This is a genomic window from Methylophaga sp. UBA2689 (assembly GCA_002354555.1).
Taxonomy (GTDB): domain Bacteria; phylum Pseudomonadota; class Gammaproteobacteria; order Nitrosococcales; family Methylophagaceae; genus Methylophaga.
The window spans coordinates 12,112-24,029 of the sequence record DELT01000013.1; the positions used below are offsets into that span (position 1 = coordinate 12,112).

The 11,918-nt window shown below is 45.4% G+C and carries 12 protein-coding genes and 1 tRNA gene; 10 read left to right on the plus strand and 3 right to left on the minus strand.

The annotated features are described in order from the left end of the window. Positions 1-50 precede the first annotated feature (50 nt). Positions 51-127, plus strand: a tRNA-Met gene (locus B3M51_RS01155). A gap of 113 nt (positions 128-240) precedes the next feature. On the opposite strand, the gene B3M51_RS01160 is transcribed toward B3M51_RS01155, so the two are convergent. Continuing rightward, the gene (locus B3M51_RS01160; protein WP_292483336.1) at positions 241-1,371 is read right to left on the minus strand and encodes a mechanosensitive ion channel family protein; all 1,131 of its coding nucleotides are present in this window, start codon (positions 1,369-1,371) and stop codon (positions 241-243) included. Positions 1,372-1,755: 384 nt separating this feature from the next. Here B3M51_RS01160 and B3M51_RS01165 point away from each other — a divergent pair, with 384 nt between their 5' ends. The 3 genes from B3M51_RS01165 to B3M51_RS01175 all read left to right on the plus strand — a co-directional run bounded on the left by B3M51_RS01165 (position 1,756) and on the right by B3M51_RS01175 (position 3,228). Further along, a complete protein-coding gene (locus tag B3M51_RS01165) occupies positions 1,756-2,142 on the plus strand; it encodes a hypothetical protein (RefSeq protein WP_292756264.1) in 387 nt (128 codons plus the stop codon). Between the two features lie 73 nt (positions 2,143-2,215). Beyond that, complete coding sequence (locus B3M51_RS01170; RefSeq protein WP_292483340.1) at positions 2,216-2,776, plus strand: hypothetical protein; 561 nt, start codon at positions 2,216-2,218, stop codon at positions 2,774-2,776. Between the two features lie 17 nt (positions 2,777-2,793). Then, on the plus strand, positions 2,794-3,228 hold the full coding sequence (locus B3M51_RS01175) for a hypothetical protein (RefSeq protein WP_292756266.1): 435 nt from the start codon (positions 2,794-2,796) through the stop codon (positions 3,226-3,228). Between the two features lie 70 nt (positions 3,229-3,298). Here B3M51_RS01175 and B3M51_RS01180 read toward each other — a convergent pair whose 3' ends face one another. Further along, positions 3,299-4,282: a hypothetical protein gene (locus B3M51_RS01180; RefSeq protein WP_292483344.1), complete on the minus strand. Its 984-nt coding sequence runs from the start codon at positions 4,280-4,282 to the stop codon at positions 3,299-3,301. A 232-nt stretch (positions 4,283-4,514) separates the two neighbouring features. Here B3M51_RS01180 and mscL point away from each other — a divergent pair, with 232 nt between their 5' ends. Together mscL and B3M51_RS01190 are read left to right on the plus strand one after the other, a co-directional pair. After that, the gene (gene mscL / locus B3M51_RS01185) at positions 4,515-4,916 is read left to right on the plus strand and encodes a large-conductance mechanosensitive channel protein MscL (protein ID WP_292483345.1); all 402 of its coding nucleotides are present in this window, start codon (positions 4,515-4,517) and stop codon (positions 4,914-4,916) included. 54 nt (positions 4,917-4,970) lie between these two features. Next, positions 4,971-5,585 carry a hypothetical protein gene (locus tag B3M51_RS01190; RefSeq protein ID WP_292483347.1) on the plus strand — a complete coding sequence of 205 codons (615 nt, stop codon included), beginning with the start codon at positions 4,971-4,973 and terminating at the stop codon, positions 5,583-5,585. On the opposite strand, the gene B3M51_RS01195 is transcribed toward B3M51_RS01190, so the two are convergent. Continuing rightward, complete coding sequence (locus B3M51_RS01195) at positions 5,563-6,513, minus strand: LysR family transcriptional regulator (RefSeq protein ID WP_292756269.1); 951 nt, start codon at positions 6,511-6,513, stop codon at positions 5,563-5,565. The genes B3M51_RS01190 and B3M51_RS01195 overlap by 23 nt on opposite strands. Before the next feature lie 244 nt (positions 6,514-6,757). On the opposite strand from B3M51_RS01195, the gene B3M51_RS01200 reads away from it, so the two are divergent. The 4 genes from B3M51_RS01200 to B3M51_RS01215 all read left to right on the plus strand — a co-directional run bounded on the left by B3M51_RS01200 (position 6,758) and on the right by B3M51_RS01215 (position 11,889). Beyond that, positions 6,758-8,176, plus strand: a complete 1,419-nt coding sequence (locus B3M51_RS01200) for a form I ribulose bisphosphate carboxylase large subunit (protein WP_292354492.1) — start codon at positions 6,758-6,760, stop codon at positions 8,174-8,176. A gap of 69 nt (positions 8,177-8,245) precedes the next feature. Beyond that, the gene (locus B3M51_RS01205; protein ID WP_014705744.1) at positions 8,246-8,602 is read left to right on the plus strand and encodes a ribulose bisphosphate carboxylase small subunit; all 357 of its coding nucleotides are present in this window, start codon (positions 8,246-8,248) and stop codon (positions 8,600-8,602) included. 92 nt (positions 8,603-8,694) lie between these two features. Next, the gene (locus tag B3M51_RS01210; protein ID WP_292483350.1) at positions 8,695-9,507 is read left to right on the plus strand and encodes a CbbQ/NirQ/NorQ/GpvN family protein; all 813 of its coding nucleotides are present in this window, start codon (positions 8,695-8,697) and stop codon (positions 9,505-9,507) included. Positions 9,508-9,546: 39 nt separating this feature from the next. Next, complete coding sequence (locus B3M51_RS01215) at positions 9,547-11,889, plus strand: nitric oxide reductase activation protein NorD (protein ID WP_292756271.1); 2,343 nt, start codon at positions 9,547-9,549, stop codon at positions 11,887-11,889. Positions 11,890-11,918: the final 29 nt, after the last annotated feature.

The window sequence follows — 11,918 nt, forward strand, 5'->3', positions numbered from 1 at the left end:
CTCTTAATGTTGATATTTATTGCCCAGCAACGTAAAATGCTCGGCTTCGTGGCTACATAGCTCAGTTGGTTAGAGCACATCACTCATAATGATGGGGTCCCTAGTTCGAATCTAGGTGTAGCCACCACTTTCTTTTCTCGAGTTGAGGCAAACAATGTTTCCTTGGTTCGTGTCGTTTCCCCCTCTCCCCGTAAGCTTAATCACTAATACTTCATTAGCAGATTTATGAGCATATCACTCTTAGAACTTCGCAGAAGCCTCTGAACTTGCCCCATGTATCTTCTCTCCGTTTTCTCTATCGGGGAGCGGTATATCATCAAGAAACTCAATAGAACGCACAGGCATGGCAAATCTGATTTCTCTTTTGTCCAGCTCTTCCAGCAACGTAAAATTAACATTTTGCTGGATATCCATATAGATATTGTAGTCTGAGCTCAGCACGTAATAGACCACCTCGAATCTCATCGAATAATCATCAAATTTGAATAAATGTGCGCGATCAAATCGGGTTTGGTCGATGGATTCGATGATTTCCTTTATTAATCCTGGTATCTGTCTGGCTTTGGCAACTGGCGTACGGAATGAAATAGCCAGAAAGAAAACCACCCGGCGCTCATTCATGCGTTTGTAATTGTGAATGATTTGCTGCAGCAGATTGGTATTACCGCAAATGATCTGTTCGCCACTCAGGCTTCGTATACGCGTAGTTTTCAGCCCAATATATTCAATGGTGCCGGCAACATCATTAAAAACGATAAAATCGCCGGTTCTGAAAGGCTTGTCGACACCGATGGATGCAGAGGCAAACAAATCTCCCAGCAATGTCTGCAGTGCCAGAGCGATGGCAATACCACCAATACCCAGGCTGGCAACCAGAGCGGTAATGTTGACTCCCAGATTTGCCAATACCGACAGCAATACGACTGCCCAGATGCTGGTACGAACCAGTAATGACACGATGGTGACGGTTAATTGATTTTCACGATCTACCCGCGTTTCGATGGTGTCTATTTTCCACATGACGATGGCAGCATCAATCCACAGCCCAATTTGCAAGGCCAGCACCAGAAACCATATATGACTGACCCGATTATCCCACTCAGGACCAAGATCAACGAGTGCCAGCCCAATTTGTATGGCCATGGCAGCTATTAATAATCGACTTGTATGCCTGAAGACTTCAGCGCCATATCGCCCCCAACGTCCTTTGGAGCGTGAAAGCAGATCGACGCTGCGGGTTATAAAAAATCGCATCACCATGCGAAGTAACATGTAGCTTACAACTGCAATTCCGAGTACCAGGAAGAAATTCACTACGGCTGGTTGAGATATCCATGTCTCCCAATCACTCCCTAAATTCCAGTCAAACATAATGTTCTCCAAAAAGATAAAAACGCGAAGGAAAGCTGGGGCTGAAAACAAGCCCTAGTAACGTAAAACTGTTTGGAATCCAGTCGACGCGGTTACTTGGTTAACGGATTCAACCACCAGTTATGACAATAAATGTATAGCCGGGTTGGCGTTATAAGGCCTGAAATTGCAGTTGCCTGCTTAAATAAACTATCGGGTTGTTTTCGATGAATCAAGTTTGCTGTTTTAGGACAGTTGTCTTAAAGCTAGTGAGCAATAAATATTCTTTATTCCTGAATCATTTAGGGATGATGTCCTGACCTTTGTTCAGAGGGAAACTTTGATTGTTAGCACTGAGTCAGGACTTAGCCATGAACCCTATTTTGATTCAGGAGTTAAATTTTTATGCCCACTAAACTTTCTAATGCCGGTTTGTTTTTTGTTATCGGGGGGCTATTTTGCCTTGTAAACAGCTCGGTTTTAATAGCAGAAGCAAATGAAGCAAATCACTATATTGAGTTTTATGAAGAGTGGGATGAGGATTGTGAGGAGAAAGGTGGGGCCAGAGTATTTGTAAAAAATACCCACCAGACTCAGATCATAGATTTACAACTGGATCGTTATTTTTATGATGTAAGACAGGCGGGAAGGTCAATGTTTCCGCTTAAACCAGACGGTTCACAGGCCCTAGGATGCAGTCGAGTGTTTGATGCTGAACAACGCTGGGAGTTGGTTGCTGCCAGTTTTATCAGCGAGGCTGCTGCAGAAGAACGCTACGGTGACTTTCAATAAACGGTCTGGCCTTCATCATTTGTCAGCCTGATAAACCCGGCAGGTTCGAGCAAACTAATCAGGGAGCGAACCAATGAAACTACTGATAATGTTCCTGGCGATCCAACGTGTTGTGTCCTTCCTGTTTATTTCATTAGTCATTATTGGCATCACCGGGTGTGAAGATGATGCCCAGCAAACGTCTCAATTTGAAGAACAGCAACCAAACTATGCCATTGTCAAACCGGTCCCGCAAAATTTACAGCAAGGAATGCCAGAGACCAAACCAGTCGAAATGTTATCTGTTGCCGATCCAACCCCGCCGGAACAATGGTTGCTATCACTTTATCAACTTAACCCTGATATAGAGCCAGCCCGCGATAAAGGTTATTACCGGAATCTGTTAACGATTATTCAAAAAAGTGTGCATGAGCAACCCCGGGTGATCGCCAACCGTACTGTACAAATCACACGGCAATTACAGGAAATGGGGATTGAGGCAAATGAAGATCAGATTCTGGAGGATTTTGCCGAGCACTTTCAAACCGTGAGCGGCCGTTATGTTTATGGCGAGTTATGTGCCAATTACAGCAATTTAAGACAGCAGAAATTAACACATAAACAGGCTATGCAGAAATTGTTTGAATTGCTTTAAGCACCGGAGCTAAAGATATGCAAGAGCTAATCAATAGTTTGATGGTATGGGCGGTAACATTAACCAGCTATGAACAGCCGCTTAAGTTGCCAGCAGTTGAGGCCGTCAGTCATCAGCAGCTGCTGCAGACATTATGTGATGATCAATTCTGTACCGCCGTTGCCTATTACGACACTGAAACTCGGACTATTTACTTTGATGAGCGAATGGAGTTGGAGCAGGATCAAAGTGCCCGGGGTTTTATAGTGCATGAAATGGTGCATTTTCTTCAGGATATAAATGGCGAACTGGTACCCGATGAAATGAGTTGTGAACAACGCATTGAAAAAGAGCAGCAAGCCTATCGAGTACAGCAATTCTTTCTGCGCGAGCATCGACAACCGACTTATCAGATTGATTTAGCTGTGGCAGTGTTAGCCAATGTTTGTAAAAACTCGACTGACAAGCCCTAGATGATGATTACCTTGCTGAACCAATTTATGTTGAAGCCAATACGGTCACGGATAATTGCAACCTCAAAAGTCAGTCTGGTTTTTTGGTTTCGACATCCACATTATCAAAGCTGACGATAGGTTCTTTACGAGTCGTTTTTTTCGATGTTTCAGTTACATTTTCCGGTGCAGTAACGACAGGTTCCTTTCGCTCAGATCTATTTTGTTGAATAGGGGCAGAAACCTCATCCATCACTACTGGATCCTTGCGAACTGTATTCTGTCTTGCCGCTTCGATACCCGTTTTCATTCCTTTAGGCAGCTGTTCAAAGAATAGCGGATCCAGCCTGCCATTAATGTAACTCAGTGGTTGAGAGTGTTTTTGCTGTTGGCAATAACGAATCACCCCAATCAAGACTTGTCGTACTGCTTCAATATCATTGAGACTGCCGCGTTTATCTTCTGCAAAATAAGCGGCCATAAAACTGAATCGGTTATCAATGGCAAATGGCAATATCTGGCGCCATAAACTATAAATATCTTCAACTTTGATGATTTCTCCGGCAACGGCTCGGTCCAGGCGACGGAACCAGAATAAGATTTCATCCAACAAACTGGCGGTCAGCAAATCTTGTTGATCAGTAATTGTGATCAGCCGATCTCCCATATGCCATGATGTTTCAACTGTTTGAGGGACCTGCCAACGTACTTCCGGCGTCAATGCCAGTGAGAATTCATAGACCAGTTTGGCGTCAAAATTGGATCTGTTGGTTAACCATACCGAAGGTTGATTGTTGATAGCCAGAAATTGGGTTTCCAATTCCTGCAATAAGCGTTGACGTTCCAGTTCTTTATTTGCGGTTGTAGCAGGATTTGCACGTCGTTTCAAAACCCATAAAACAAAGACTGCGATTAGCAAAGCTCCAGCAAGTGTGAGCAAAATGGTCGAGAAATATAATGCCAATTCTGAGGACAACCGCGCCAGTTGGTCGGCCGTTAATGAGGTTGTATCGTCAGAGTTCGCAATATTGTCGATAATCTCTTCAATGCGTTTTTGAAAAAAACCAATAGCCATATATTAAGCCTTATAACTTTATCGAGTGACGAAGTAAGTGTCGGTGGAAAGATCATGAGACCAGGGGCTGTTGATCTTTCAGTTGCAGCTATGAAAGATCCACAGAGCTTATTGTCCGCTAATTTTTACCGACAAATAATTATTTATGTCATATATTCTAAACTGCTGATATAAAAGCCGTAAAAAAGTGTTTTATCAGGAAGTTTATTAAAGTCAAAAAAGGAGAGAGGATATGAGCATGGTACAAGAGTTTAAAAAATTTGCGATGCGTGGCAATGTGATAGATATGGCTGTCGGTATTGTTATTGGTGTCGCTTTTGGCAAAATTGTTTCTTCATTTGTAGCTGATGTGGTTATGCCGCCATTGGGGTTGTTACTGGGGGGAGTGGATTTCAAAGATCTGGCAATAGTGCTTAAGGACGCGATTGGCGATACGCCGGCCGTGGTTATTGCTTATGGACAGTTTATTCAAACCATTGTCGATTTTGTCATTATTGCCTTTGTGATATTTTTGGTCGTTAAAGCGATGAACTCATTGAAAGCAAAAGAAGAGGCTGCTCCTTCAGCACCACCAGCACCAACTAAAGAAGAAGTTCTGTTAACTGAAATTCGTGACCTGCTCAAAGAAAAATAAGCTTTGCAAAATAAACCGGAGATCTTTTGATTTCCGGTGGTTTTTTTGTGCTGCATGATGTTATTGCTTGCCAGAGTTGCTGTAAGTCTTCTTGCTGGTTTATTGCTTGGCGGGATATTTTTTTATGGCTATTTTGCGGGTCTAATCGGTAACCCTTCTTATTATGCAAATTGGCTGGTGCCTCTTTTTTTCGGTGCGGGCATTATATTGTGCCTTGCCGGCGTTATTTTCACGTTAGCCGAGAAGCTGAATTGGACTCGCAGATCATTTGCTGCTGCAATCGTGCTGGTGGTGATATTTGCAGGATATCTGCTTTTGATAGAGCCAAAGCTGCAACAGCGGGAGCAGCAAAATCAAATCAAAACGACGCAGCAGCTATATCAACAGCATTCTCTGCAGCAGCTGGATTGCGATGATAAATTCCAGGTACACCTGAGTAAAATCGAACAGCGTCCGGCTGAGGTAGTGTTATTTCAGATTGGCAATTTTTCTCAACCCGTTCAATACCTGGCGGGATGGGATAAATCGGCCTCAATGAATAATTGTCGATTTATCGAAAACACTTATGCACTTGGCACTCAGAGAAGCTTTCTCAGCCGATGCCTGAATCAACAGCATACTACGCTGGCAGACTTGATTGCCCAGGCTAAACGTCTCGGTTGTCAGTAAGGATAGACAGATCATGCGTCAGTAAATGCTCGATTTCCTGCTCACCTTCCTGTTGCAGATACTCCAGAAATGTTTGTGCAGCAAGCGATAGTCTTTTGCCTTGCCGATGAACGGCATACCAGCGCCGCCTTAATGGAAAATTCTCCACATCTAATACCACCAGTTTTTTTGCTGCCAGCTCTAACCGCAGGCTATGTAGTGATAATACTGCCAGCCCCAGACCCGCCATTACGCCGTGCTTGATTTCATCCGCTCCACCTAATTCCATATACGGTGATATTTTTAAACCATTTTTGGCAAATAATTCTTCCACCGCTTTGCGTGTGCCCGAACCTGGTTCGCGGCCAACCAAACGTTGTTCAGAGATAGTTTTTAATGAAATATTTTTTTGTTTGGCCAATGGGTGGTCGGGGCGGGCGACGATAACCAGAACATTTTCTAAAAACGGGTATTCAACCACTGGCAGATCGTCTGGTACCTGGCCCATGACATAAAGATGATCTTCATTGGCATCCAGCCGTTCGAGTAATCTGGCTCGATTAGTTACCTGTAGCCTTGGTTCAACTTTGGGATAGCGCGCAATAAAATTGCCCAAAAGATAGGGTAGAAAATATTTGGCAGAACTGACAACAACAAGATTTACAGGCCCAGCAACCTCACCATGTAAATCGGCTAATGCGGCGTCCAGATCGGCAAGACGTTGCAAAACATCCCGACAGGCATCGTGAAGTTCATTACCTGCAACAGTAAGATGCAACTGCCGCCCAACGCTTTCAAATAAAGGCATGCCGACGGATTCTTCCAGTTTTTTCATTTGAATCGACACGGCGGGTTGGGTTAAATGTTTTTCTTCTGCCGCACGGGTAATGCTCTTCAGGCGTGCAACCGCTTCGAATAGGCGTAACTGTTGTAATGAGGCATGTAACATATATAACTTTAATTTATGACAAGGATAAAAACTATTAACTTGTTTTAATAGGTCAAGTCAACTATTTTTACCACAGACATGAAATAGTCGCTGGGTTACACTTGGATAAAATTCGCTTTCACAGCCACCATGGCTGGAGACAAAATTTGTCCATCTCAAGAATAGCTATGAGACATACAGGCTCTGACCAACCCAAAGTAACAGTTTGATTAATCTGCTTGCGCATATACCTGGAGAGAACACCATGGCAAAAACTTATCAAGCGGGTGTAAAAGAGTATCGCGAAACATACTGGATGCCCGATTACACTCCCAAAGACACCGACTTTCTGGCCTGTTTCAAGGTCATCCCCCAAGAAGGTGTGCCACGTGAAGAGGCGGCTGCTGCGGTAGCGGCAGAATCATCAACTGGTACCTGGACCACAGTCTGGACCGATTTGCTGACTGATCTGGATTACTACAAAGGCCGTGCTTACGCTATTGAGGACGTTCCAGGCAACGATGAAGCGTTCTATGCCTTTATCGCTTATCCGATCGATTTATTTGAAGAAGGTTCAGTAGTTAACGTGCTGACTTCTCTGGTGGGTAACGTTTTCGGTTTTAAAGCAGTACGTTCTTTGCGTCTGGAAGACGTACGAATTCCTGTTGCGTATGTAATGACTTGTGGTGGGCCTCCTCATGGTATCCAGGTTGAGCGTGACATCATGAATAAATATGGTCGTCCATTACTGGGCTGCACCATCAAGCCAAAGCTGGGCTTGTCTGCGAAAAACTATGGTCGAGCTGTGTATGAATGTTTGCGTGGTGGTCTGGATTTCACCAAAGACGATGAAAACGTTAACTCACAGCCATTTATGCGCTGGAGACAACGTTTTGACTTTGTTATGGAAGCGATCGACAAAGCTGAAATAGAAACGGGTGAACGTAAAGGCCACTATCTGAACGTCACAGCGCCAACCCCTGAAGAAATGTACAAACGTGCCGAGTATGCCAAAGAACTGGGTGCACCAATTATCATGCATGACTACCTGACGGGTGGATTCACGGCCAATACAGGTCTGGCCAACTGGTGTCGTGATAACGGCATGTTGCTGCATATTCACCGGGCAATGCATGCGGTACTGGATCGTAACCCTAATCATGGTATCCACTTCCGTGTATTGACCAAAATGCTGCGTCTGTCAGGTGGTGACCATCTGCACTCAGGCACTGTCGTTGGTAAATTGGAAGGTGATCGTGCTGCGACATTGGGCTGGATCGATATCATGCGTGATTCTTATATCAAAGAAGATCGCAGTCGCGGCATCATGTTTGATCAGGATTGGGCTTCCATGCCTGGTGTTATGCCAGTCGCTTCCGGCGGTATTCACGTATGGCATATGCCTGCACTGGTCAGCATCTTTGGTGATGATTCGGTATTGCAGTTTGGTGGCGGTACATTGGGTCACCCATGGGGTAATGCGGCAGGAGCTGCAGCAAACCGTGTGGCCTTGGAAGCATGTGTAGAAGCACGTAACCACGGCAGAGAGTTGGAAAAAGAAGGTAAAGAAATCCTGACCGCAGCTGCTGAACATAGTCCAGAGTTGAAAGTGGCGATGGAAACCTGGAAAGAAATCAAATTCGAATTCGATACAGTCGACAAATTAGATGTTGCACACAAGTAAGTGATGCTGGTCGGCGTTGCTGACCATCGTTAATTGATATCGAATTCGCCATTATTTGAGGAAATGACAATGAGTGAAATGCAAGATTACGCGTCAAGCCTGGCTGATACATCAAGCCGCAAGTTCGAAACCTTCTCGTATTTGCCAGAAATGGATGCTGCACGCATCCGTAAACAGGTTGAATACATTGTCAGCAAAGGCTGGAACCCTGCAGTAGAACACACTGAACCTGAAAATGCGTTTGGTCACTACTGGTACATGTGGAAGCTGCCTCTATTCGGTGAAACCGATGTGGATCGCATTCTTGCTGAAGCTGAAGCCTGCCACAAGGCGCATCCAAAAAACCATGTGCGTTTGGTGGGGTATGATAATTATGCTCAGTCTAAAGGCGCAGAGATGGTCGTGTTCCGCGGTCAGTCGGTATAACATCAAATCGAATCAGTCCCTGACCTCAGTGTCAGGGATTTTTTCAAATACGTACAACCAATCTTCCCTACGAATACCCCGAGGATACTGCGATGAGCGAGAAAATTGCTGAACAGTATAAAGTCAAAACAGAACCTTTTTACCGTCCGGTCAGTAATGAAGTAGAGCTGTATCAAGCCGCTTACGCGCGCCGTATGCCGGTAATGCTTAAAGGTCCGACTGGCTGCGGTAAGTCGCGTTTTGTCGAATATATGGCTTGGAAGCTAGGTCGCCCGCTGATCACAGTTGCCTGTAATGAAGATATGACCGCCTCCGATCTGGTCGGGCGTTTTCTGCTCGATAAGGATGGCACCAAATGGCAGGATGGTCCCTTGACCACCGCTGCCCGTATTGGTGCCATCTGTTATCTGGATGAAGTGGTTGAAGCTCGTCAGGATACAACGGTGGTTATCCATCCTTTGACCGATCATCGTCGCAGTCTGCCACTGGATAAAAAAGGTGAGCTGGTTGAGGCTCACAAAGATTTTCAACTGGTGATTTCCTACAATCCCGGTTATCAGAGCCTGATGAAAGATCTCAAGCAATCCACCAAACAACGTTTCGGAGCGATGAATTTTGATTATCCGGACGCCGACCTGGAAGCCGAAATTGTCGCCAAGGAAACCGGTGTTGATGCGGAGATAGCCAAAAAACTGGTACAAATTGCGCATCGTGCCCGCAACCTGAAAGGCCATGGCCTGGATGAAGGTATTTCCACCCGTCTTCTGGTCTATGCAGGGCAAATGATTGCAGAAGGGGTTGAGCCTTTGGCTGCCTGCCAGATGACGTTGGTCACACCATTGACGGATGATCCGGATATGCGTGAAACGCTGGAAGCCGCTGTTCATACCTTCTTTGTCAGTTGATAAAGGCTGTCCCGGTTTCTCCGGTTTGGATATTACATCATGAGCGTCAATCTAAACGATTACCGCGAACAGCTTGAAAAAATAGCGCCGGAACTGGTGCATACGCTGGATAGTACTTTTCAGGATGCGGCAAGGATCATGTCGCCTGCCGGTTTACAGGAATATATGGAAGGTGCCAAAGGCCTGGCAGAGCTAGGGAGAGGTAAAGAGCTGGTGATCGCCTTTCTGGAAGATATTCCACAAGTCGTCAAGGAATGTGGCGAGGACGTCATCCGCGATTGCATCAATGCAGCAATGAAATTATCGTCAATGACCTCGGGCGATGTGATAGCACTGATGATTCATAGTCTGCCTACTGCTGCTCGGCGGTTGGGCGACCCGGAGTTATTACGCGGTTATTTAAGCCTGATTCATCAACTGTCTGCCAAAGCTTCCCGTGGCTTAAGGCCAATGTTGGGCATTATTGATGAATTATTGTCTAAACTCACCTTATCCGGTTTAAGACGCTGGGCTAATTTTGGTGCCGAAGCTTACCGTCGCGATCTGAATAATCTCGTCAAATACTTTGCCCTGGAAACCGCTGACAGCAAGAAAATGCTGCAAAAAGAACGTCGTGGCACGCTATTTATCGACACTCAACGTAAGCTGAATTTTTATCTGCGGGCATTATGGGGCAGGGATTTCTTTCTGCGTCCTACTGCGGCGGATTATGAAGGTTTCAAACCCTATATTGAGCATTTTGTTATGCATCTGCCAGATGCGGTGGATGATATTGATGGTGTCAGTGGTCTGGAGCTGTATCGAGCTCAGGCGGCCCATTTGGCTGCTCATATTCAGTATACCCGTGCCCCTATTTCCGCTGAGCAGCTAAGTCCGGCACAGATGTTTTTTATTGGACTGGTGGAAGATGCCCGGGTTGAGTATCTGGCGACACAGGATTTTCCCGGTTTGCAGAAACTCTGGGGTAGTTTGTTAACTATTCCTCAAAGTCAGGAAGTTGAGCATAAGGGACTGCTAAAGCTCGAACAGTTTGCCCGCAGCCTGCATGATGCTTCGATTAAAAACAATGATGACCCACTAAATGCCTTGGCGGACAGATTCCATCAAAATATTGCTGAGCAAGCACAAAATAACCAGTTCAGCTGGGATCTGGGCATGGAATTATTTCATCTATTTGCCGAACAGCGCGAGGTGCCCAGCTTACGAATATTAGAATCCATTCGGTTGCCTTATCGTGACGATAACCGTTTTATCTGGGAGTTTGAAGAATTCGATTTCCTGATGCACGGAGCAGAATATATTCCATCGAGCCAGCGACAAGTTCGGCGATATGTCAGTGCTGTTGAAATGGCCAATGAAGTGGATTGCGAGCTGGCTGGCGATGATGCCCAGGAAATCTGGGTGTGTTCTACCAAGTTCATGCCATATGAAGATGCCGGTGAAGCCACGGTCAGTTTTAATGAGATGTGGGGTAAAGATCCCGTTTCAGAACCCTATCATTATCAGGAATGGGATTATCAGGTACAGTTGTATCGTCCGGACTGGAGTACGGTATATGAATACCGTCCCAAAAAAGGTGATCCGGAAGATATTGATAATATCCTCAAAGAATACAAGCCGGTCGCGCATCGCATCCGCCAGATAATCGATTTGCTGTCGCCGGCCGGTGTCCAGCGGGTTCGTAATATGGAAGATGGTGATGAGATTGATATCAATGCGGCAGTTGATGCGATGATTGCCATCCGTATGGGCGAGCAACCCAATACTCGGATTACCATGCGAAATGTGATAAAAAATCGTGATTTAGCCGTAACAGTGTTATTGGATTTATCGGAATCAACCAATGATGTTATTGAAGGTAGTGATAAGACGGTTCTGGATTTGACGCGTGAAGCAGCAACCTTAGTAGCTACAGCGATTAATGGCATCGGTGATCCATTTGCTTTACATGGCTTTGCTTCGGATGGCCGACATGATGTGCAATACTTCCGCTTTAAAGATTTCAATCAGCCCTTTGATGATGAATCAAAAGCCCGTTTGGCAGGAATGAAAGGTGGTTTATCAACCCGGATGGGTGCGGCAATGCGCCATGCTGCTCAAGACTTGTTAAAACAGCCGGAACGTCGCAGGCTATTGTTGCTGGTCACCGATGGTGAACCTTCGGATATAGATGAACGTGATCCTCAACATTTACGTCATGACACTCGCAAAGCCGTCGATGAGCTGTGGAGCAAAGGCGTGATGACCTATTGTCTGACGCTGGATGCCAATGCTGACAGCTATGTTAAACGTATTTTTGGCGAAAATAACTACACCATTGTTGACCATGTGGATCGATTGCCTGAAAAACTGCCCACGTTATTTGCCAGCCTGACCCGTTAGGGCTTGTTGATCTTTCATCTCCGCCTCTG

Coding starts and splice junctions, on each gene's coding strand:
- B3M51_RS01210 (WP_292483350.1), top strand. CDS start 8,695: ATGAGCGAGAAAATTGCTGAACAGTATAAAGTCAAAACAGAACCTTTT.
- B3M51_RS01180 (WP_292483344.1), bottom strand. CDS start 4,282: ATGGCTATTGGTTTTTTTCAAAAACGCATTGAAGAGATTATCGACAAT.
- B3M51_RS01195 (WP_292756269.1), bottom strand. CDS start 6,513: ATGTTACATGCCTCATTACAACAGTTACGCCTATTCGAAGCGGTTGCA.
- B3M51_RS01200 (WP_292354492.1), top strand. CDS start 6,758: ATGGCAAAAACTTATCAAGCGGGTGTAAAAGAGTATCGCGAAACATAC.
- B3M51_RS01165 (WP_292756264.1), top strand. CDS start 1,756: ATGCCCACTAAACTTTCTAATGCCGGTTTGTTTTTTGTTATCGGGGGG.
- B3M51_RS01205 (WP_014705744.1), top strand. CDS start 8,246: ATGAGTGAAATGCAAGATTACGCGTCAAGCCTGGCTGATACATCAAGC.
- B3M51_RS01175 (WP_292756266.1), top strand. CDS start 2,794: ATGCAAGAGCTAATCAATAGTTTGATGGTATGGGCGGTAACATTAACC.
- B3M51_RS01170 (WP_292483340.1), top strand. CDS start 2,216: ATGAAACTACTGATAATGTTCCTGGCGATCCAACGTGTTGTGTCCTTC.
- B3M51_RS01215 (WP_292756271.1), top strand. CDS start 9,547: ATGAGCGTCAATCTAAACGATTACCGCGAACAGCTTGAAAAAATAGCG.
- mscL (WP_292483345.1), top strand. CDS start 4,515: ATGAGCATGGTACAAGAGTTTAAAAAATTTGCGATGCGTGGCAATGTG.
- B3M51_RS01160 (WP_292483336.1), bottom strand. CDS start 1,371: ATGTTTGACTGGAATTTAGGGAGTGATTGGGAGACATGGATATCTCAA.
- B3M51_RS01190 (WP_292483347.1), top strand. CDS start 4,971: ATGATGTTATTGCTTGCCAGAGTTGCTGTAAGTCTTCTTGCTGGTTTA.